Genomic DNA, 20,940 nt, shown 5'->3' with positions numbered 1-20,940 from the left:
AAACGCCCCTGGTAGGTGTGTTTCCGGGTAAACCACAACCCTGGAGGTACCCGTCATGAAACATCCCAAGGCTTCACAATACCGCGCCCTGTCCGCCCTGCTGGCACTGTTCGTCTCTTTTTCAGCCACGGCCAGTATCGAGGTGGGCACAAGTCCCTGGGGCCCCGACGACGAGATCGGCCGCCTGAACCTGATGACCCCAGCCTCCCAGGCCCACGTGCTCTCCCGCATCCAGGGCGGCACCGTCTACGACCTCTCTGTCGAGTATTTCATCGGCATGCCCAGCTGGCAGGCAGCCGGTGATCCACACTACCGGATCTGGATGACGCACACACCGCATGGAAATGTCGTTGCCGACCCGCTCAACCTGGGCACCGGGATGAATGAGCACGTGAGCTACACCGGCGCCGCCGTCTCGATGTACACGCACATGGGCACGCACATCGACGCCCTCGGCCACTTCGGCCTGAACGGCAAGATCTGGAACCACTTCGAGGCGCGCGAACACCTGGGTGATCGCGGCTGGACCGTGGCGGGCGCGGAAAAGATTCCACCGGTGATCGCCCGCGGTGTTCTGATCGATGTCGCAAGCGCCAAGGGCGTGGCCATGCTGCCGGACGGCTACCGCGTTACGCGCGAAGATCTGATCCGGGCCCTCGAACGTCAGCAGGTAGAACTGCAGCGCGGTGATGTGGTGCTGATTCGCACCGGCCGCATGGGCCTGTACGAAGATGCACAGGCCTACATGCACAACCCCCCGGGCATGGGCATGTCCGCAGCACGGTTCCTTGTCGAAGAAAGCGGCGCCATGATCGTAGGTGCTGACAACCTGAGTTTCGAATCCTTCCCCTCCGAGGTCGAAGGCAACTATGTGCCCGTCCACACCTACCTCCTCGCGCAACAGGGGGCACCGATCATGGAACTCGTCTATCTCGAGGACCTGGCACGTGACGGGGTATATGAATTCGCCTTCATTGGCGGCTCGCTGAAACTGCGGGGCTCGGACGCCGCACCCATGCGGCCGATCGCCCTGCCACTGCGCTGAGAACAACAAACAAGCCCCGTGCTTGACGTGGCTCTTCGTTTGGTGGGAACGTGGCATGGATGCAGGAGCTACGAGCCCATGGATCGGCGAAGGTAGAACAATGCAGGAGCAATTGTCGAGAGCAACGCAGGAGCAGTTGCCGAGGGAGGGATAGATTCGCGGACGTGGTCCGCTCACCCCTTCGGGGCGCCGTCGCTCTCGCTCCGGCGTCGCCTCGCTGACGCTCGGCTCGAACCCGGCTTGTCCATGTATCGAGGGTTCGAAACCCGAGCGACCTGATAAACAGAAAGGGGCCCCAAAAAATCTGGGGCCCCTTTCTGTTTATATGGCGGAGAGGGAGGGATAGATTCGCGGACGTGGTCCGCTCACCCCTTCGGGGCGCCGTCGCTCTCGCTCCGGCGTCGCCTCGCTGACGCTCGGCTCGAACCCGGCTTGTCCATGTATCGAGGGTTCGAAACCCGAGCGACCTGATAAACAGAAAGGGGCCCCAAAAAATCTGGGGCCCCTTTCTGTTTATATGGCGGAGAGGGAGGGATTCGAACCCTCGATACGTTGCCGTATACACACTTTCCAGGCGTGCTCCTTCGACCGCTCGGACACCTCTCCGGAAACCTGGTTTTTCGGCCGGATCCGCAGTCCCGGTGGGGCCTTGGGCGGCTTCAAAGGGGCGCAAGATTACCCCAGAAGGGGGAAATTGGCAACCGGGAGCTAGCCGGGGCGGCCGCCCGGGGTGTAGACGGGACCGGGGAAGGCGGTGACCTTGTCGCCGAGGTCGCTGATGCGGGCTTGGCCTTCCTTTTCCACTTCGTCGATGCGGATGATGGCGTGCATGGGGACGTAGCTGCGCTTCACGCCGTCGAACTCGTCCTTGAGCCGCTCCTCGGCGGGGTCGACCACCACGCTGGTGCGCTCGCCGAAGACCAGCTCCTCCACGACCACGAAGCCGTAGAGCTCGGCCTGGTAGGCCTGGCGGGCGAAGACCTCGTACACCTGGCCCTGGTTGAGGAAACTGACCCTGTAGAGACGTTTGGCTTTGGGCATGACGGCAAGATCCTGGCCAACAGGCTGATTCGGGCGAATATTATGACAAGGTTATGTACCTCGGGTACACTAGGCGGCTGTCACGAGCGCCTGTAATCTCAGCCATGCCCCAGACGCAATCCGAACTGCTGGAACAACTGAGCCGGAACAGCACCCCCTACCACGATCCGCTGACGCGCGTGGCCTGGGACAAGCTGAGCCTGGACGAGTTCTGGCTGCCCGAGGAGGCGCTGACGCTGTATGGCCTGCCCGAGTACGACGCCCTGAGTCACGAGCAGAAGCTCGCCCTCTCCCACTATGAATTCCTGAACTTCATCGAGGGTGCCCTCTGGCTGGAGAGCATCTTCATGGAGCGCATCAGCCGCTCGATGGCCCACCTGGGCGGCAACCTCGGCCGTGCCATCTACCGCCTGCACGAGCTGCGCGAGGAGGCCGGCCACAGCCTGATGTTCCTGGAGCTGATCCGCCGCTCCAAGCTGCCGGCGCCCCGCTCGGCCTTCAACCGCCTGAACCTGGCCAACCTGCTGGGCCGGCACGCGCCCTTCGACTCGGCCGCCTTCTGGATCGCCGTGCTGATCGGCGAGGAGGTGCCGGACCGCATGAACCGCCTGATCCGCAAGCACCGCGACGGCATCTGCCCGACCTGCTACGATATGATCACGGTGCACATCATCGACGAGGCCCGCCACATCGCCCATGCCCGCGAGAGCCTGGAAGGCCAGATCAGCGAGCTGTCCGCCTGGCAGAAGCGCCTCTACCGGCCGGTGATGAACCGGGTGTTCCGCCAGTTCGTGCACGCCTTCTACTTCCCGGGCCCGAAGGTCTACGAACTGGCCGGCCTCACCCCGGGCAAGGAATGGGCGAAGCTCGCCCGCCAAAACCCGGCCCGCATCCGCTTCGTGGACGAGTGCGTCTCCTCCGCCCTGCGCCTGCTGCGCCAGCACGGCCTGCATCTGAACTGGCGCTAGCCGCCAGCGGATGGCGGGCATGGCCCGCCCTATGCCCCCGTTATCTCGCCGAGCATCTCAGCGGAACCCTGTACGTAAAAAGGGCAAACCCCATCGGTTTCGGTTCATAGGCCAAACCTCGGGTCAAAAAAAGGGCCCCGGAAGACGGGGCCCTTTTTTTGATATGGCGGAGAGGGTGGGATTGAGTCGCTGACGCTCCCCGTCCCTCGGGCTGCCGCCCTCGCGGTCAAACCCGGTTGTTGAATTCCGTGGGTTCGAACCCCACCCTCGGATTAAACAAAAAGGGCCCCAAAAGACGGGGCCCTTTTTGTTTAATATGGCGGAGAGGGTGGGATTCGAACCCACGGTCCCCGCGAGGGGACACTCGATTTCGAGTCGAGCCCGTTCGACCACTCCGGCACCTCTCCGAGGCGTTTCGTCTGGCCGGGGGCCAAACTCGGTCGTTATGCGATAAAATCGGATTCTACCGAAAACTGCTGCGTGACATAAGCCCTTGCAACCATCCCAGACACGATTCGGGCGCCGGCGACGGTTCGAACTGCTGCTGTTCTTCCTGCTGCTGATCGCCACGCTGCTGGTTTTCGGCCCGAGCCCGCGTACGCACCTGGAAGAGGTGCTGAAAAAGGGCGAACTGACCGTCGTCACCCGCAACTCCCCCACCACCTATTACATCGGCCCCGAGGGCCCCACCGGGCCGGAATACGACCTGGCCCTGGCCTTTGCCGAGCACCTGGGCGTGGAGCTCAAGCTCATCACCCCCCAGCAGTTCTCGGACATCATTCCGGCCATCGCCCATGGCGACGCGGATCTGGCCGCCGCGGGACTGACAGTGACCGAATCGCGGACCCAGCAGGTGCGCTTCGCCCCGCCCTACCAGACCATCACCCAGCAGCTGGTCTATCGCAGCGGCCGCACGCCGCGGCCGGCCAGCCTGGAGAACCTGGACGGTTCCATCATCGACGTGGTGGCAGGCAGCAGCCACGAGGAGCTGTTGCAGGAACTGCTGCTGGATACGCCGAGCTTCGAGATCAAGCCGCATCTCGCCACCGAGAGCGAGGAACTGCTGTACCTCGTCTGGGAGGGCTTCATGGACTACACGGTGGCGGACTCCAACGAGGTGACGCTGAACCAGCGCTTCTACCCGGAGCTCGCCGTGGCCTTCGATGTCTCGGAACCCCAGCCGCTGGCCTGGGCCTTTCCACCCGGCGAGGACGAGTCGCTCTACAACGCGGCCGTGGCCTTCTTCGAGCAGATCCGGGAGGACGGCCGGCTGCAGCAGATCCTGGAACGGCACTATGGCCACGCGGAGCGCCTGGACTACGTGGGCACCCGGGTCTACCTGCGCCACATCGCCAGGCGCCTGCCCGAGTACCGCCCCCTGTTCGAGGAGGCCGCCGAGAAACACGATATCGACTGGCGCCTGCTCGCCGCCATCGGCTACCAGGAATCGCACTGGAACCCGCTGGCCCGCTCCCCCACCGGCGTGCGCGGGCTGATGATGCTCACCCAGCGCACGGCGCGGCAGATGAGCGTGGAGAACCGCCTCGACCCGGAAGAGAGCATCATGGGCGGGGCGCGGTATTTCATGCACGTGAAGGAACGGCTGCCCGAGCGCATCCAGGAGCCGGACCGCACCTGGATGGCCCTGGCCGCCTACAACGTCGGCCTGGGGCACCTGGAGGACGCGCGCAAGATCACCGAGTACCAGGGCGGCGACCCGGACAAGTGGATCGACGTGATGGAGCGCCTGCCGCTGCTGAGCCAGAAGGCCTATTACAAGTACACACGCTACGGCTATGCGCGCGGGCGCGAGCCGGTGAAGTACGTGCAGAACATCCGCAGCTACTACGACATCCTGGTCTGGGTGACCAGCGACCGGGACAGCACGCGCCAGCCGGCCTCGATGGACCCGGTATACAGCATCGTGCCACCCAGTCTGTGACGGGTGCGAGGCGTCAGGCGTTGGGCGTGGAACGGCGCTGGCGGAAGAAGCGCCGCAGCTGCGCGGCGCACTCGGCCGCGAGCACGCCGCCGGTGACCGCGATGCGGTGGTTGTGGATGGGGGACTGCAGCAACGCGATGGCGCTGCCGGCCGCACCAGTCCGGGGGTCGGCTGCACCGAACACCAGCCGCCCCACGCGCGCATGGACCATGGCCCCCACGCACATGGAACAGGGCTCGAGCGTCACGTACAGGGTGGTATCCAGCAGGCGGTAGTTGTCCAGCGCCTGCCCGCCGGCGCGCAGGGCCATGACCTCGGCATGGGCCGTCGGATCATGCCGGCCGATGGGCTGGTTCCAGCCCTCGGCCACCAGCTCGCCGTCCTTCACCAGCACCGCCCCCACCGGCACCTCCCCCGCCGCCTCGGCCCGCTCGGCCAGGGCCAGGGCATGGCGCATCCAGTGCTCGTCCGTCTTGTCCGCAGTGTCGGGGGTAAGATGCGTGCTCACGCCGGCTCCCGGGGTTGGTGAGGGTCAGGGGTTGGGGCGATTGTACCGCGAAGACGGCGCGCCTGAGCCATGCCCCACGCAGGCGACATCACCAGGCCAGCAGCAGGATCAGCCCCGCCAGCAGTACCAGCCAGAGGGTCGAGGCCAGGGGCCAGACACCCAGCCACCGCTCCCAGCGACGCAAGCCCCCGCCCCCCGCTCCACTGCCCGGGCGCAAGGCGAGCATCGGCAGGCGCCAGGGCCTTGAGGTGTCGCGCAGACCAACCAGCCACCGCTCGAGCCAGACGATCAGGTCCCCGGGCGGCACCATGGGCCAGCGAGCACAGCAGGTACGGGCTAACCCCCAGAGCGCAAGGGCGGCGAACAGCGGCCAGGTACCGTCGAAGAGGACGTCGGCCGTTGGCGCCTTGCCGGACACCCCGGCCTGCCACCAGGGCAGGCCGGCCACGGCCAGCAACAACAGCACCCAGGGGAGGAGCAGCCCGGCTTTTGCCCCGCCATCGGCCTGCCGTCCGGCCAGCAGGACGAAGAGGCGCAGCATGAGCAGGGCGGTGCCCACGGCCGCCAGCGGCAACAGCACGGTCAGTGCCCCACCCCAGGCCGGGGACAAGGCGGCCAGGCCGGCCTTGAGTTCGAGCTTGGCCAGCATGCCACTGGTGAGCGGCGCGCCGGCCAGGGCCAGGGCCGGCAGGGCCAGTCCGGCAAGGACCCAGGCAGAAGTGCCCTGGCGGGCGACCAGGCCGACCCCCAGGAACAGCGCGCTCTGGGCCAGGGCATGGTGCAGCGCATAGAGCGCCACGGCGGGCCATAACAGCGGCCAGGCGGCGGGCGCCAGCAGACCGGCACCCACGCCGAGGGCGAGAAAACCCATCTGGCTGATGCTCGAATAGGCGAGCAGCACCTTGGGGTCCCGCTGCGCCAGGCCGGCGACCACACCGAAGAACATGCCGGCGAACCCGGCGACCATCAATGCGGCGCCCGCCTCCGGCAAGGCCTGTACACCCAGGGGTAGGAAGCGCAGCCAGCCGAGCACACCCGCCTTGAGCATCACGCCCGAGAGCACCGCGCTGGCCGGCACCGGCGCCACCGGATGGGCCAGCGGCAGCCACATGTGCAACAACGGCAGCCCCACCTTCACACCAAAGCCGAGCAGCAGGAGGGCCGCTGCGGGCCCGCCCACCTCGCCCTGCGAGAAGGCCTCGAAGCCCCAGCCTCCATCGCCACCCTGCACTACCAGCAGGATGCCGGCCAGCAGCGCGGCCTCACCGAGCACGGCCATCACCAGGTAGACCGCCCCAGCCCGGCGGGCCTCCGCGCTGCCGCTGTGCACCACGAGGCCGTAGGCAGCGAAGGTCATCAGCGAGAAGCCGAGGTAGAAGCTCCCGGCATCCAGCGACAGGCAGAGCCCGAGGTTGCCCGCCTGGGTAGCGAGGAAGAAGCCGCGAAAGCGGGCCTGTCGGGCATCATCCGCGAGGTAGCCGCGCGCGAACCAGCCCGCGAGCAACCACACCAGCGCGGTGAGTAACAGGAACACGCGGCCGGTCTCGTCCAGCCCCAGACGGGTACCCAGCAGCAGCCAGGGCAGTTCCAGCGTGGTGCCGGCGGGTGCGATCACGGCCAGCAACAGGGCCGGCAGCGGGGCCCAGGCGGCGAGCCGTGCCATCGGCCGCCACCCCGGGACCATCGCGAGCAGCAGCGGCGTCAGCACGGCCAGGAGCAGGAGCCCCGTCATGGCGTGTACTCCCGCTCGGCGATGAGCTGCACCCAGTCCAGCGGACTGAAGGGCATGGCGGCGAAGAGCCCCGCAGCGAGTGCCGCTGCAGCGGTGAACACCGGCGGCAGGAGCAGCAGCCAGGCGGTCTCGCGCCGGCCGCGGGCCGGGATGTGTTCCTGCGGCCACTCGCCTGCCTGCGACCTGAACCAGGCGCGGTGGACGATGGGCAGGAAGTAGGCCGCGTTGAGCAGGCTGGAGAGCACCAGCACCCCGATCACCCAGTCCATGCCGGCCTCCAGTGCCCCGATCCCCAGGTACCACTTGCTGACGAAGCCGGCCAGCGGCGGCAGGCCGATCATGCCGAAGGCCGCCAGGGTGAAGGCGGCCGTGGTCCAGGGCATGCGCCGCCCCACCCCGTCCATCTCGCTGACCCGGTGGATGCCCAGGGTCTCGGCGTAGTTGCCGGCGCAGAAGAACAGCGTGATCTTCATAATGCCCTGGTGCACGAGGTGCACCACCCCGCCCACGGTACCCACCGGACCGAACAGGGTCACGCCGAGCACGATGTAGGAGACCTGGCTCACCGTGGAATACGCGAGTCGTTTCTTGAGGTCGTCCTGCGCGAGCGCGCGCAGCGAGCCCCAGAGGATGGTCGCGCTGGCCACCCAGGACAGCGGCGTGAGCACGCCCAGCAGCTGGGCGAAGGTGACGCCGTAGACCTCGTACACCACGCGCACGACGCCGAAGGCGCCGGCCTTGACCACGGCCACGGCATGCAGCAGCGCCGACACCGGCGCGGGTGCCACCATGGCCTGCGGCAGCCAGCCGTGCAGGGGCACCAGCGCGGCCTTCACGCCCACGCCCGCGATCAGCAAGAGGAAGATCCAGCGCAGTTCCACCGCGTACGCGGAACCCAGCGCGGCGAGGCTGCCGCCGTGCACGAACTCCACGCTGCCGGCCAGCGTGTAGAGCCAGACGATGCCGACCAGCAGGACCGCCCCGCCCCCCAGCGTATAGGCCAGGTAGCGCTGGCCGGCGCGCAGGGCCTCGGGTGTGCCGCGGTGCACCACCAGCGGATAGGTGGCCAGCGTCAGCAACTCGTAGAAGATGAAGAAGGTGAAGAGATTTCCCGCCATGGCCACGCCCACGGTGGCGGTGACGCACAGACTGAAAAAGCCGAAGAACCGGCTGCGATGCGGTGCGCCCTCCAGGTAGCCGATGGCGTAGAGCGTGGTGAAGAACCACAGCACCGCCGAGAGGGTGACGAACAGCATGGCCAGGGCATCGGCCTTGAGCAGCAGGTCGAAGCCGGGCAGCACGGTGTGCCGGAACACGAAGTCCTGCTGGTGGAAGACCCCCCAGAGCATGTAGGCGATCAGCAGGAGCTTGGTCACCGCACCGGCCAGGTTCAGGGTGGTACGCAGGCGCACCCGTGCCTCGTCGAGGAAAAAGATGACGAGGCCCGCGAGGAAGGAACTCAGCAACACCAGCAGGGGCAACGCGCTGTCCGGGATCATGCCATCCCTCCTGTCCCCAGCAACGTGGTCACCTCGGCGGCGAACAGGCCCAGCAGCACGCCGGCCGTGGCGAGCGCGAAGGCTGTCCATTCCAGGCTGCGGGCCACCCCGCTCACGCTGCCCTGCTCCGGCAGCGGGGCGAAGGCGGCGAGCAGCACGCGGAACACGTAGGCGGCCGCCAGCAGTCCGCCGCCGACCAGCACCGCGGCCCACCACCACTGGCCGGTCTCCAGCGCGGCCATGAGCAGCAGCCACTTGGCGGCGAAACCGCCGGTCGGCGGCAGCCCCATGAGCACGATGCCGGAGAGCCCGAAGGCGAAGAGCGCGAGCGGCAGGTGGGCACCGGCGCCGCCGAGACGGTCGATGCGATCGCTGCCGGCGCCCAGGATCATCGCGCCGGCAGCGGCGAACATCGCGGCCTTGGCCAGGGCATGGGACACGGCCTGCAGCACCCCACCCTGCCAGGCACCGGCCGCCGCCTCGGCCGGTGTGCCCGTGGCCAGCGGAAAGACGAGGAACAGATAGCCGATCTGCGCCACCGTGGAATAGGCCACCAGCATCTTCAGACGCGCCTGCAGCAGGGCCTGCACCGATCCCCAGAGGATGGCCGCCGCGCCCAGCATGCCGAGCACCTGGGCGGCCGACACCGTGACCAGCGGCTCGAACACACCGAACCACAGGCGCAGGACCAGGTAGAAGGAGGCCTTGATCACCAGCGCCGAGAGCAGTGCCGAGACGGGCGTCACCGCCCCGCCATGGGCGGGCGGCAGCCAGAAATGCAGCGGGAACAGCGCGGTCTTCAGCAGCATGCCGACCACCATCAGGCCGGCGGCCAACGCCACCGCAGGCATGGGTTCGACTAGCGCGCCGAGTACCGCCAGGGACACGCTGCCGTAGGCCCCGTAGATGAGCGCCACGCCCATGAGATAGGCCCCGGAGCCCAGCAGCGTGGCCAGCAGGTAGCGCATGGCCGCGCCCACGGCCCGGCGCTCCCCGGCAGCCGCAGTGAGACCCACGGCCGCCAGCCCCAGCAGTTCCAGGGTCACGTAGAGATTGAACAGGTCGGCCGAGAGGAACAGGGTGTTGAGGGCGGCGACGAGAAACCCCGTGAGCGGCCAGAACCAGGTGGCGCCGGCCGGTCTGGCGGTAAACCAGGCGCGGGCGTAGACCGCCATCGGCAGGGCCACGGCCGCCGTCATCAGCAACATCACGACCGCCAGCCCGTCGGCCAGCAGGTCGATGCCCAGCGGTGCCCCCCAGCCGCCGACCGCATGTCGCTGCGTGCCGGCGGCCATCACCTCCCAGGCGAGCAGCAGGGTAAGCCCGGCCTGCAGCAGGAGACCGGCGATGGCCACACCGGCCCCGCGCGCCGGCCCCAGCAGAAAGGCCAGGGTCGCCCAGGCAAGCGGCAGCAGGATCAGCCAGGGGAGCGCTGCGACCGACTCAATCGCCATCCGTCCTCCCGCGATTGGTCGGTGTTCCGGCGTCGTCATCCGGCAGCACCGCTGCGCCCGTGAGATCCGCGAGCCGTCGTGTCAGGGCCAGCGCCAGGGCGGTGGCCGCCACGGCGACGACGATGCCGGTGAGCACCATGGCCTGAGGTACGGGATCGGGTATCCCATCACGCTGCGCAAGCCCCACCAGGACGAGGAAGGCACCACTGCCCAGGATATTGAAGGCCAGGATCTTGCCGAGCAGGCGCGGCTGCAGGATCAGGCCGGCCAGGCCCAGCGCGAACAGGCCGCCACCGACCAGGGCGTAGAAGAGCCCCGTGCTCATGCTCATGCGCGCGGCCCCCCGCGCGGGATCTCGGGACCGGCGAGAAACAGGCCGGCCAGCGTGAGGCCGAGCGAGACGGTGAGCCCTGCCTCGACGGCGAGGATCAGGCTGCCGGCCCAGACCCGCGGGTACTCGAGCATGGCACCCTGCGCGAGGCCGAGGGCCGCCACCGCGAGGAACACCACGAAGCCCGCGGCCAGGCCGAGCCGTAACATCCGTCCCGGCGGGGTCCAGGCCGTCACCGGGCCCGCGAGACGCAGTAGCACGCCGGCCCCGGCCAGTACTGCCGCCGCCTGGAAGGCCCCGCCGGGACGGAAGGCCCCCGCCCAGAGCAGATACCCGGCCGTCAGCACCATGAGCGGGACCAGCAGTCGCGCCAGGCCCTCCAGCATGGGGTCCGGTGGCAGCGAGGTCGGCCTTTCGGGCGTTGCCCCGGCGGCCAGCATACCCAGCAGGGCGAGTAGCAGCACCCCCACCTCGAGTAGGGTGTCGTAGCTGCGGAAATTGAGGAGTACCGCCGTCACCGGATGGTCCACGCCACTGACGGCCAGGGAGACGGCGACCTGCGCCGGCAGGTGCACCGGGGCCGGGGGCAGGTCCAGCATGGCCCAGGCGAGCGCAAGGCCCAGGCCGGCACTCAGGAGGATCACGATGACACCCAGCCAGCGATTCATGGCCCATCCCTCACCTGCACGTCAGCCCGCCGGCGTGCCGCCCGCAGGTGGCCAACGGCATCCAGCAGCAGCGCCCCCGTGAGCCCTGCCCCGATGGCCGCCTCGGCCAGCGCGATATCGGGCGCGGAGAGCCGCGCCCAGGCCAGGGCCATGAGCAGCCCGAAGACGATGAAGAGCACCGTGGCGCGAAAGGGATCGGGCGTGACCAGCGCGCGCCAGGCCGTGAGCAAGAGCATGACGGCGAGCAGGATGTCGAAGGGCGAGAGGCTCATCCGTCCTCCCCCCGCCAGGGCGCGACACCGCGGCGCAGGGCGCGCCGGGCCACGAGGTAGGCGACGGTGGCGCTGGCCGCCAGCGCCAGCAGCCAGACCAGCCCCAGCTTCAACACCTGGGCCAGCCCCTCGGCACGCAACATGAGACCGAGCACGACGAGGCCCAGACCCAGGTTGTCCACCTTGGCCAGGGCATGCAGGCGGCAATAGACGTCGGGAAAGCGCAGCAGCCCCACGGTGCCGGCAAGAAAGAACGCAGCACCCGCCAGCAGCAGGCCTGCACTGGCCAGTTCAATCAGGGTCATTTGCCTCCTCCTCCGCCGCACCCGGCGACGAACTCTGCCGCCAGGCCCGCACCGAAAAGGCGGCACCGGCAATGGCCGCCAGCAGGGCAAAGACAAGGGCCGCATCCACCAGCGCGGGCATGGCCTGGGCCTCCGCTAGCAGCAGCAGGATGGCCACCCCGGTGGTACCGAACAGCACCGCCACCAGCATGCGGTCGGCCTGGGTGGGTCCGCGCAACACGCGCCACAGGGCCACGGCGAGATTGGCGAGCAGGAACAGGGCCAGCGCAAGGGGCAGATCAGTCATCGCCACCCTCCCTGTCGTCGTCGGCCCCCAGGCTCAGACCGAACAGGGCGGCGACCCTGCCCTCGGCATGGCGCAGGTCGGCCTCGGTGACCAGGTCACGGTCCAGCAGGTGCAGGGTCAGGGTATTGCCGGAGAGACCGACGCTGACGGTGCCCGGCATCAGGCTCAGGGTGTCGGCCAGCAGGACACGGGATGCGCCCGGCGGCAGGCGCAGGTCCAGATCGTGAAGTACCGGTCGCAGATGCAGGCGTGGTTTCAGGGCCAGGATGGCAACGCCGACCCCGCCGCGCAGGGACTGCCAGAGAAAGAAGGCGAGAAAGACGGCCAGGCCGGCCGGCGGGACACGGGTCGCGCGCGGCGGCCACAACGGGATGCTGGCCGCGACGGCAGCGGCTACGACGGCCGCCCCGACGCCCCAGGCACGCCACTCACCATCGGCGAGTATCCACCATAGCCCGCCGAACAACACGATGCGCAACAGCAGCACGCGGAGACCCGGTCGGACAGTGCCGGACCGGCGGCGTTCGGGATTGGGCATGGCATCCTCTCTGGCGATGGATGCCCCCGCTTACTCCCACTCGATCGTGGCGGGGGGCTTACCTGAGACATCGTAAACCACCCGGGAGATCCCCTTCACCTCGTTGATGATGCGGCGCGAGACGAGGTCCAGGAAGTCGTACGGCAGGTGCGCCCAGCGGGCGGTCATGAAATCGATGGTCTCGACGGCGCGCAGGGCGACGACGTAATCGTAGCGGCGGCCGTCGCCCATCACGCCCACCGATTTCACCGGCAGGAACACGGCGAAGGCCTGGGAGACCTTGTCGTAGAGGTCGTGGCGACGCAGTTCGTTGATGAAGATGTCGTCGGCCTGGCGCAGCAGGTCGGCGTATTCCTTCTTCACCTCGCCGAGGATGCGCACACCAAGGCCCGGACCCGGGAAGGGGTGGCGGTAGACCATCTCGAAGGGCAGGCCGAGCTCGACGCCGATCTTGCGCACCTCGTCCTTGAAGAGCTCGCGCAAGGGCTCCACCAGACCGAGCTTCATGTCCTCGGGCAGGCCACCGACGTTGTGGTGCGACTTGATGACGTGGGCCTTGCCGGTGCTGGAGCCGGCGGACTCGATCACGTCGGGGTAGATGGTGCCCTGGGCCAGCCACTTCGCGTTGGCGAGCCTGCCGGCCTCCTCGTCGAAGATCTCGACGAACAGGCGACCGATGATCTTGCGCTTCTGTTCCGGGTCGGCCTCGCCGGCGAGGGCCTCGAGGAAGCGCGCCTCGGCGTCCACGCGGATCACGCGCACGCCCATGTGCTCGGCGAAGGTGGTCATCACCTGGTCGCCCTCGTGCAGGCGCAGCAGGCCGGTGTCGACGAACACGCAGGTGAGCTGGTCACCGATGGCCTTGTGCAGCAGCGCGCCCACCACCGAGGAGTCCACCCCGCCGGAGAGGCCGAGGATGACCTCGTCTTCGCCCACCTGCTGGCGTACGCGGGCGATGGTGTCGTCGATGATGTTGCCGGGGCTCCACAGGGCCTCGCAGCCGCAGATCTCGTGCACGAAGCGGCTGAGGATGCGCTGGCCCTGGCGGGTGTGGGTGACCTCCGGGTGGAACTGCACGCCGTAGAAGCCGCGCGTCTCGTCGGCCATGCCGGCGATGGGGGCGCTGTCGGTGCTGGCCATCAGCACGAAGCCCTCGGGCAGGGTGCAGACGCGGTCGCCGTGCGACATCCACACGTCCAGCAGGCCCCAGCCCTCGGGCGAGGTGTGGTCCTCGATGTCCTCGAGCAGGCTGGTGTGGCCGCGGGCGCGCACCTGGGCGTAGCCGAACTCGCGGTGGTCGGCGTTTTCCACCTGGCCGCCGAGCTGGGCCGCCATGGTCTGCATGCCGTAGCAGATGCCGAGCACCGGCACGCCGAGCTCGAACACCAGCTGGGGGGCGCGCGGCGGGGTGGCCTCGATCACCGATTCGGGGCCGCCGGAGAGGATGATGCCCCGGGGGCCGAAGCGGCGCACCGCCTCCTCGTCCATGTCCCAGGGATGGATCTCGCAATAGACGCCGGCCTCGCGTACACGACGGGCGATGAGCTGGGTGTACTGGGAACCGAAGTCGAGGATCAGGATGCGGTCGGCATGGATGTTCTGGGTCATCGTCTAAACCTGGTGCTGGGCTGGATGGGGATGGGGCGCGGGGCCACAGGTGCGAGGGCCGGTGCGAGACCGGCCCCCTGCATACCCGTCAGTCGATGCGGTAGTTCGGTGCTTCCTTGGTGATGGTCACGTCGTGCACGTGACTCTCACGCATGCCCGCACCGGTGATGCGCACGAACTCGGGCTTGCTGCGCATCTCCTCGATGCTGGCGCAGCCCACGTAACCCATGGAGGAACGCAGGCCGCCGAGCAGCTGGTGGATGATGGCGACGATGGTGCCCTTGTAGGGGACGCGGCCCTCGATGCCCTCGGGCACCAGCTTGTCCACCGCGTTGGTGCTCTCCTGGAAGTAGCGGTCGCTCGAGCCCTGCGCCATGGCGCCCAGCGAGCCCATGCCGCGGTAGGACTTGTAGGAACGGCCCTGGTAGAGCTCCACCTCGCCCGGGGCCTCCTCGGTACCGGCGAACAGGCCGCCGATCATTACCGCGTGGGCGCCGGCGGCGATGGCCTTGGAGAGGTCGCCGGAGAAGCGGATGCCGCCATCGGCGATGAGCGGCACGCCGCTGCCCTGGAGTTCGGCGCTGACGTTGGAGATGGCGGTCACCTGCGGCACGCCCACCCCGGCGACCACGCGGGTGGTGCAGATGGAGCCCGGGCCGATGCCGACCTTGACCCCGTCGGCGCCGGCATCCACCAGGGCGCGGGCGGCGGCGGCGGTGGCGATGTTGCCGCCGATCACCTGCACGTCCGGGAAGTGCTTCTTCACCCAGGCGCCGCGGTCGAGCACGCCCTGGGAGTGGCCGTGAGCGGTGTCGACCACGATGGCGTCCACGCCGGCCTCGACCAGCGCGGTGACGCGCTCCTCGGTGCCCTGGCCGGTGCCGACCGCGGCGCCGACGCGCAGGCGACCCTGGTCGTCCTTGCAGGCGCGGGGATAGTCGGACGACTTCTGGATGTCCTTCACCGTGATCATGCCGCGCAGCTCGAAGTTGCCGTTCACCACCAGCACCTTCTCGATGCGGTGCTTGTGCAGCAGCTCGCGCACCTCTTCCTTGCTGGCCCCTTCCTGCACGGTGACCAGGCGATCCTTCGGCGTCATGATCGAGGACACCGGCTTGTCGTAGCCGGTCTCGAAACGCAGGTCGCGGCTGGTGACGATGCCCACCAGGTCCTTGCCGTCCACCACCGGTACGCCGGAGATGTTGGCGGCGCGGGTGATCTCCATCACCTCGCGCCCGGTGGTGGTCGGGGCCACGGTGATCGGATCCTTGATGACGCCGCTCTCGTACTTCTTCACCAGCCGCACCTGGTCGGCCTGCTGGGCGATGGAGAGGTTCTTGTGGATGATGCCGATGCCGCCTTCCTGGGCCATGGCGATGGCCAGGCGGGCCTCGGTGACGGTGTCCATGGCCGAGGACAGCAGGGGAATGTTCAGCTCGATGTCGCGCGTCAGCCGCGTCTTCAGATCCACATCCTTGGGCAGGACCGTGGAATGCGCAGGCAGGAGTAAGACATCATCAAAGGTGAGAGCTTCCTGAACGATTCTCATGGCGGTTCTCGGCGGGTTGAAAATTAGCCAGTCATTATAGGGGTTTGACCCCGACCGGGTAAACTGGTAACACTTTGGTCCGCGAGGTTTTTTGCCCGCGACAAAACGATAAAACAAGCGAGGAGGAGTTAATGAAAATCCATTCCATGATGGCCGCCGCGGCCCTGTCCGTGGTCCTGGCCGCCGGCTGTGCAAGCACCAGCACCCAGAGCAGCGCCGTAGAGGCCGAGTACAACCAGGCGATTACCGCCGCCGAGGCCGCCCGCCAGCAAGCCGCCAAGATCGGGGGCGAGTGGCGCGACACCGGCAAGATGATCGAGGCCGCCCGCAAGGCCGCCGGCGAGGGCAAGTACGACGAGGCACTGTCTCTGGCCGAACAGGCCCGCGTGCAGAGCGTGCTGGGCTACGAGCAGGCCATGAGCCAGCAGGCCGCCGGGCCGCTCTTCTGAGCAAAGAGACCCTGAGCAGAAAAAACGGGCCTTCGGGCCCGTTTTTTCTGGTAGGGCGCGAGGGGTAGGCGTGAGGCGGGTTTCGCTTTACCCTACCCCTTCGTCTTTGTTCACGTTTCACACCCCACACTTCAGACTTCCCATCCACCCCCATGTCCAGCCAGCCCGTCCTCACCGTCTCCGAACTCAACCGCGAGGTGCGCCTGCTCATCGAGCGGGGCTTTCCACTGATCTGGGTGGAGGGCGAGCTCTCGAACGTGTCCCGGCCCTCCTCCGGACATCTGTACTTCACCCTGAAGGACCGCGACGCGCAGGTGCGCTGCGCGATGTTCCGCAACCGCAACCAGCTCCTGCGTTTCAGGCCGGCCGACGGCCAGCAGGTGCGGGTGCGGGCGCGCGTCAGCCTCTACGAGCCGCGCGGAGACTTCCAGCTCATCGCCGAGCACATGGAAGAGGCCGGCGACGGCGCGCTGCAGCGGGCCTTCGACGAACTCAAGCGCCGGCTGGCCGCCGAGGGGCTGTTCGACGAGGCCCGCAAGCGCCCCCTGCCCCGCTTCCCCCACCGCGTCGGAGTGATCACCTCGCCCACGGGCGCGGCCATCCGCGACATCCTCAGCGTGCTTGGTCGGCGCTTCCCGTCCCTGCCCGTACTGGTCTACCCGGTGCCGGTGCAGGGCGAGGCCGCCGCCCCGCAGATCGCCGCGGCCCTGGCACGGGCCTCCGCCCGCCGGGACTGCGACGTGCTGATCCTGGCCCGCGGCGGTGGCTCCCTGGAGGACCTCTGGGCCTTCAACGAGGAGGTCGTGGCCCGCGCCATCCGGGACTGCGGGATCCCGGTGATCAGCGGTGTCGGGCACGAGGTGGACGTGACCATCGCGGACTTCGCCGCCGACCTGCGCGCCGCCACCCCCTCGGCCGCCGCCGAGCTGGTGAGCCGCAGCGCAGAGGACCTGGCCCAGGGCTTTGCCCGGCAGGCCGAGCGCCTGCAGCGCATCGTGGAACAGCGCCTGCAGCGCCAGGCCCTGGAGCTCACGCACCTGGGCCGGCGCCTGGAACAGCGCCATCCCACCCAGGCCCTGTGCCAGCAGGCCCAGCGGCTGGATGAGCTGGAACAGCGCCTGCGGCGCGCCCAGCAGCGGAACCAGGAGCGTGCCGCCGAGCGCCTGCTGCGGGCCGGGCTGCAGCTGCGCCGCCTCTCCCCCGCCCGCCGCGTGGAGCGCCACACCGACCGGCTGGCGGCCCTCACGCAACGCCTGCAGGCCGGCATGATGCGCGGGCTGGAGCGCCGTGACGGCCGCCTGGTGACGCTGGCGCGGACCCTGCACACGGTCAGCCCGCTGGCCACCCTGGAGCGCGGCTATGCCATCGTGCAGCCGGCGGACGGCCAGGGCGTGATCCGCCACGTGGCCGAGCTGGCCCCGGGCCGGCAGCTACGCACCCGGCTGGCCGACGGGACCTTCGTCAGCGAGGTCCGGGCCGTCGAGCCGAAGACGGACTAGCCCAGTACGGACTTAACCGAGCACGGCGCGGGCGAGCGCCAGGTCCACGTACGGCCTGCCGTGGGCATCGCCCGCCAGCACCTCGAAGGGCCGGTCCGGCTCGCCGAAGTCGCTCAGCACCAGGGCAGCGCCGTCGAAGTCCTCGCCCCGGGTGTAACCGTTCACGGTGACGATGGTGCGCAGGGCCGCGTCGTTGGTGGCGCGGATGCCGTTGTGCGAGTCCTCGAAGGCCACGCAGGATTCCGGCCCCAGCCCCAGGTGCTCCATCACGTAGAAGTAGATGTCCGCCGCCGGCTTCTTGGCCGGCACCACGTCGCCCGCGCCGATGACGGCAAACCAGTCCACCGCGCCCGGCCCCAGGGTGGCCTCCAGCAGGTAGGTGACGTTCTCGGGGGTGGTGGTGGTGGCGATGGCCAGGGTGATGCCGGCCGCGCGGGCCTCGTCCAGCAGGCGCTTCACGCCCGGACGCAGCGGGATCTGCCCGTCTTTCAGCATCGCCAGGTAGTGGGCGGTCTTGCGCTTGTGCAGGCCGGCGATGAACCCGTCGAGGTCGGCCGGTGCATCGAAGTGGTCGAGGAAGTCGTCGATGTAATGGCGGATGCGCTCCTTGCCCCCGGTGACCGCCAGCAGGCGCCCGTAGGTCTCCACCGACCAGTCCCAGTCCAGCCCCGCCTCGGCGAAGGCCTTGTTGAAGGCCACGCGATGGCCGTCGCGCTCGGTGTCGGCCAGTGTGCCGTCCACGTCAAAGATCAGGGCCTTGAGTTCCGCCATGCTGTGCTCCCGTTTGCCATACCGAAAAATGGCGGGAAGATTACCACAGCCCCGGGGCGGCAAACAGCGGGGAACCGGCGTGATGATTGGCTTGTTACTCGTTGTTTAACAATGAATTTTACGGGATGATCCCCGGTGGCTTCCCGGGCCTGAGCGCGACAAGACAGGAATCGGCCGGGTTGCCCTCGCGGGTCAATATCTGGTATTAAAGCCCGCTTCGCACGAAATGGTTTAAGGAGATGCGCCAGATGGCCGCCACCAAGAAAGCACGGGCCACGACCAAGAAAAAGGCCGCGACCAAGAAGACCGCTGCCAGCCCCGCGCTGCCAGTCGAGGGGATCGAGCCCTACCAGCCCAAGAAGGGCGAGGAGTACATGAGCGACGCGCAGGTCGAGCACTTCCGCAACATCCTGCTCGCCTGGAAACGCGAGCTGATGGAGGAAGTGGACCGCACCGTGGGCCACATGAAGGAAGAGGCCGCCAACTTCGCCGACCCGGCCGACCGTGCCTCGCAGGAAGAGGAGTTCGCGCTGGAACTGCGTACCCGCGATCGCGAGCGCAAGCTCATCAAGAAGATCGACGAGTCGCTGGAGGACATCAAGACCGGCGAATACGGCTACTGCGAGCAGTGCGGCATCGAGATCGGCCTGAGCCGGCTCGAGGCCCGCCCGACCGCTACGCTGTGCTTCGACTGCAAGACCCTGCAGGAGATCAAGGAAAAGCAGATGGCCTGAGCGCAACGCGCCCGGAGACATCTCGAACAAGGGGGGCCACGGCTCCCCTTTTTCGTGGGCCGGCCCCGCCCGTAGAATGACCGCCAAGCCCGCCTGCCAGACCGTTATGACCCGACCGACCCAGCCACCCGTCATCGGCCGCTTCGCCCCCTCCCCGACCGGCCCCCTGCACTTCGGCTCGCTGATCGCGGCCGTCGGCAGCTACCTCGAGGCGAAGCGCCAGGGTGGCCGGTGGCTGGTGCGCATGGAGGACCTGGACCCGCCGCGCGAGGTGCCCGGGGCGGCCGACGACATCCTGCGCACCCTCGAGGCCCATGGCCTGGCCTGGGACGGCGAGGTGCTGTACCAGAGCCGGCGCAGCGCACATTACCGCCAGGTGCTGGAGGGCCTGCTGGCCCGCGGCGAGGCCTACGAGTGCGGCTGCACCCGGCGCGAGATCGCAGAGGCGGGGCGCGAGGGCCCGGAGGGCCCGGTCTACCCCGGCACCTGCCGCGAGGGCCTGCCCCCGGGCAAGGTCGCCCGCGCCGTCCGCCTGCGCACCCACAACGCCCTCATCCGCTTCGAGGACGCCGTGCAGGGCGTGATCGAACAGCGCCTGGAATCCGAGATCGGCGACTTCGTGGTGCTGCGGGCCGACGGCCTGTTCGCCTACCAGCTGGCCGTGGTGGTGGACGACGCCGAGCAGGGCGTCACCGAGGTGGTACGCGGGGCCGACCTGCTCGACTCCACCCCGCGGCAGATCCACCTCCAGCACCTGCTGGGGTATCCCACGCCCCGCTACCTGCACCTGCCGGTGGCGGTGAATCCGGACGGCCAGAAGCTCAGCAAGCAGACCCACGCCCGTGCCCTCGACCGCCGCCACCCGCAGACTGCGCTCTACCGCGCACTGGCCTTTCTCGACCAGCATCCCCCCGCTCATCTGCTCGAGGGCGGTCTCGACGACCTCTGGGCCTGGGCCCAGACACACTGGGACCCGGCACGCATCCCCCGCGTGCGGGCGATCCACGACATCGGCGACTGACGCGCGGGCAGGGCGACACAGGTCGTCTATACTCCTTACTCACCGCGAGCGGACGAACAGGAGGTTCCCATGACCACCATGCTGCCGGACGCGATCGAGCGTGAACGCGAGACCATGCTGCAGGACACCCTGAGCCTGCTCAAGACCCGCGGCTACGGGCAATTCGATGTCCACGAGCTGCCGGGCTTCGCCGAACCCCGCGAACTCACCATCCCCGTGCTCAACGTGCACATGCGCCCCGACATCCTGGCCCGCGACGACCAGGGCCACGAACTCCTGGCCGTGATCGAACCCAGTACCGATCTCGGCGAAGAGGCCTGTGGCCGCCGCTGGCAGATGCTGGAGAGCTGGGCCCAGGGCCACAACGCCGAGGTCCATGTCTTCGTCCACCCCGAGGACGAGCGCCGTGCCGGCGAGATCGCCAGGTTCTGGCACCTCGACACGTCAATGATCGAGACCCTGCCCCGCACCCACTGACCCCACACACTCCCTGGTGGCCCTGCCTACATCCCCGGCGTTGGCCACGCTCTCCCAAGCGCCTTCGGGCGCTTTTTTTTTTGGGGGCTGTCCGTTGTCCGTTGTCCGTTGTCCGTTGTCCGTTGTCCGTTGTCCGTTGTCCGTTGTCCGTTGTCCGTTGTCCGTTGTCCGGACATCGTCATCCCTGCGAAAGCAGGGATCCAGCTGCGATGCAGGATGTGCACCTCTGACGGCCGATCTGGA

The 20,940-nt window shown here is 68.3% G+C and carries 22 protein-coding genes and 2 tRNA genes; 8 read left to right on the top strand and 16 right to left on the bottom strand.

The window, feature by feature from the left end; all coding sequences use genetic code 11:
* The first annotated feature begins 55 nt into the window (after nt 1-55).
* Nucleotides 56-1,045 carry a cyclase family protein gene (locus HUJ28_06395; protein ID MBD3619081.1) on the top strand — a complete coding sequence of 330 codons (990 nt, stop codon included), beginning with the start codon at nt 56-58 and terminating at the stop codon, nt 1,043-1,045.
* Nucleotides 1,046-1,563: 518 nt separating this feature from the next.
* Here HUJ28_06395 and HUJ28_06390 read toward each other — a convergent pair.
* Both HUJ28_06390 and HUJ28_06385 read right to left on the bottom strand, forming a co-directional pair.
* Nucleotides 1,564-1,651 (bottom strand) — tRNA-Ser (locus HUJ28_06390).
* 102 nt (nt 1,652-1,753) lie between these two features.
* On the bottom strand, nt 1,754-2,086 hold the full coding sequence (locus HUJ28_06385) for a DUF1820 family protein (protein MBD3619080.1): 333 nt from the start codon (nt 2,084-2,086) through the stop codon (nt 1,754-1,756).
* Between the two features lie 104 nt (nt 2,087-2,190).
* On the opposite strand from HUJ28_06385, the gene HUJ28_06380 reads away from it, so the two are divergent.
* Entirely contained in the window at nt 2,191-3,054 is an 864-nt protein-coding gene (locus HUJ28_06380; GenBank protein MBD3619079.1) for a diiron oxygenase, read from the top strand.
* Nucleotides 3,055-3,371: 317 nt separating this feature from the next.
* Here HUJ28_06380 and HUJ28_06375 read toward each other — a convergent pair.
* A tRNA-Ser gene (locus tag HUJ28_06375) sits at nt 3,372-3,461 on the bottom strand.
* 86 nt (nt 3,462-3,547) lie between these two features.
* Here HUJ28_06375 and mltF point away from each other — a divergent pair.
* A complete protein-coding gene (mltF, locus tag HUJ28_06370; protein ID MBD3619078.1) occupies nt 3,548-4,996 on the top strand; it encodes a membrane-bound lytic murein transglycosylase MltF in 1,449 nt (482 codons plus the stop codon).
* A 13-nt stretch (nt 4,997-5,009) separates the two neighbouring features.
* On the opposite strand, the gene tadA is transcribed toward mltF, so the two are convergent.
* The 12 genes from tadA to guaB form a co-directional block, all read right to left on the bottom strand.
* Entirely contained in the window at nt 5,010-5,453 is a 444-nt protein-coding gene (gene tadA, locus HUJ28_06365; protein MBD3619077.1) for a tRNA adenosine(34) deaminase TadA, read from the bottom strand.
* A 139-nt stretch (nt 5,454-5,592) separates the two neighbouring features.
* Nucleotides 5,593-7,236 (bottom strand): hypothetical protein, encoded by a 1,644-nt coding sequence (locus HUJ28_06360; protein MBD3619076.1) that lies wholly within the window; start codon nt 7,234-7,236, stop codon nt 5,593-5,595.
* Complete coding sequence (locus HUJ28_06355) at nt 7,233-8,735, bottom strand: monovalent cation/H+ antiporter subunit D family protein (protein MBD3619075.1); 1,503 nt, start codon at nt 8,733-8,735, stop codon at nt 7,233-7,235. Before HUJ28_06355 ends, HUJ28_06360 begins: the two co-directional genes overlap by 4 nt.
* On the bottom strand, nt 8,732-10,189 hold the full coding sequence (locus HUJ28_06350; protein MBD3619074.1) for an oxidoreductase: 1,458 nt from the start codon (nt 10,187-10,189) through the stop codon (nt 8,732-8,734). Before HUJ28_06350 ends, HUJ28_06355 begins: the two co-directional genes overlap by 4 nt.
* Nucleotides 10,179-10,520: an NADH-quinone oxidoreductase subunit K gene (locus HUJ28_06345; GenBank protein MBD3619073.1), complete on the bottom strand. Its 342-nt coding sequence runs from the start codon at nt 10,518-10,520 to the stop codon at nt 10,179-10,181. The genes HUJ28_06350 and HUJ28_06345 overlap by 11 nt, the downstream gene beginning before the upstream one ends.
* Nucleotides 10,517-11,188: a sodium:proton antiporter gene (locus tag HUJ28_06340; protein ID MBD3619072.1), complete on the bottom strand. Its 672-nt coding sequence runs from the start codon at nt 11,186-11,188 to the stop codon at nt 10,517-10,519. Before HUJ28_06340 ends, HUJ28_06345 begins: the two co-directional genes overlap by 4 nt.
* Nucleotides 11,185-11,460 carry a DUF4040 domain-containing protein gene (locus HUJ28_06335; protein ID MBD3619071.1) on the bottom strand — a complete coding sequence of 92 codons (276 nt, stop codon included), beginning with the start codon at nt 11,458-11,460 and terminating at the stop codon, nt 11,185-11,187. Before HUJ28_06335 ends, HUJ28_06340 begins: the two co-directional genes overlap by 4 nt.
* Entirely contained in the window at nt 11,457-11,765 is a 309-nt protein-coding gene (locus HUJ28_06330) for a monovalent cation/H(+) antiporter subunit G (GenBank protein ID MBD3619070.1), read from the bottom strand. Before HUJ28_06330 ends, HUJ28_06335 begins: the two co-directional genes overlap by 4 nt.
* Nucleotides 11,752-12,051: a pH regulation protein F gene (locus HUJ28_06325; protein MBD3619069.1), complete on the bottom strand. Its 300-nt coding sequence runs from the start codon at nt 12,049-12,051 to the stop codon at nt 11,752-11,754. The genes HUJ28_06330 and HUJ28_06325 overlap by 14 nt, the downstream gene beginning before the upstream one ends.
* Complete coding sequence (locus HUJ28_06320) at nt 12,044-12,589, bottom strand: Na+/H+ antiporter subunit E (protein ID MBD3619068.1); 546 nt, start codon at nt 12,587-12,589, stop codon at nt 12,044-12,046. Before HUJ28_06320 ends, HUJ28_06325 begins: the two co-directional genes overlap by 8 nt.
* A gap of 30 nt (nt 12,590-12,619) precedes the next feature.
* Entirely contained in the window at nt 12,620-14,197 is a 1,578-nt protein-coding gene (gene guaA / locus HUJ28_06315) for a glutamine-hydrolyzing GMP synthase (protein ID MBD3619067.1), read from the bottom strand.
* 88 nt (nt 14,198-14,285) lie between these two features.
* Complete coding sequence (gene guaB / locus HUJ28_06310; GenBank protein MBD3619066.1) at nt 14,286-15,746, bottom strand: IMP dehydrogenase; 1,461 nt, start codon at nt 15,744-15,746, stop codon at nt 14,286-14,288.
* A 131-nt stretch (nt 15,747-15,877) separates the two neighbouring features.
* Here guaB and HUJ28_06305 point away from each other — a divergent pair, with 131 nt between their 5' ends.
* Both HUJ28_06305 and HUJ28_06300 read left to right on the top strand, forming a co-directional pair.
* The gene (locus HUJ28_06305; GenBank protein MBD3619065.1) at nt 15,878-16,195 is read left to right on the top strand and encodes a SoxXA-binding protein; all 318 of its coding nucleotides are present in this window, start codon (nt 15,878-15,880) and stop codon (nt 16,193-16,195) included.
* 152 nt (nt 16,196-16,347) lie between these two features.
* Nucleotides 16,348-17,694, top strand: coding sequence for an exodeoxyribonuclease VII large subunit (locus HUJ28_06300; GenBank protein MBD3619064.1), 1,347 nt, complete (start codon nt 16,348-16,350; stop codon nt 17,692-17,694).
* A 12-nt stretch (nt 17,695-17,706) separates the two neighbouring features.
* Here HUJ28_06300 and HUJ28_06295 read toward each other — a convergent pair whose 3' ends face one another.
* Complete coding sequence (locus HUJ28_06295) at nt 17,707-18,465, bottom strand: HAD-IA family hydrolase (protein MBD3619063.1); 759 nt, start codon at nt 18,463-18,465, stop codon at nt 17,707-17,709.
* Nucleotides 18,466-18,713: 248 nt separating this feature from the next.
* Between HUJ28_06295 and dksA the strand changes: the two genes are divergently transcribed.
* The 3 genes from dksA to HUJ28_06280 all read left to right on the top strand — a co-directional run bounded on the left by dksA (nt 18,714) and on the right by HUJ28_06280 (nt 20,697).
* On the top strand, nt 18,714-19,199 hold the full coding sequence (gene dksA, locus HUJ28_06290; GenBank protein ID MBD3619062.1) for an RNA polymerase-binding protein DksA: 486 nt from the start codon (nt 18,714-18,716) through the stop codon (nt 19,197-19,199).
* Nucleotides 19,200-19,305: 106 nt separating this feature from the next.
* Nucleotides 19,306-20,220 (top strand): tRNA glutamyl-Q(34) synthetase GluQRS, encoded by a 915-nt coding sequence (gene gluQRS / locus HUJ28_06285; protein ID MBD3619061.1) that lies wholly within the window; start codon nt 19,306-19,308, stop codon nt 20,218-20,220.
* 69 nt (nt 20,221-20,289) lie between these two features.
* Nucleotides 20,290-20,697, top strand: coding sequence for a hypothetical protein (locus HUJ28_06280; protein ID MBD3619060.1), 408 nt, complete (start codon nt 20,290-20,292; stop codon nt 20,695-20,697).
* Nucleotides 20,698-20,940: the final 243 nt, after the last annotated feature.

It is taken from the genome of Chromatiales bacterium (assembly GCA_014762505.1).
Taxonomy (GTDB): domain Bacteria; phylum Pseudomonadota; class Gammaproteobacteria; order SpSt-1174; family SpSt-1174; genus SpSt-1174.
This window is presented reverse-complemented; position numbering and strand designations above follow the sequence as displayed.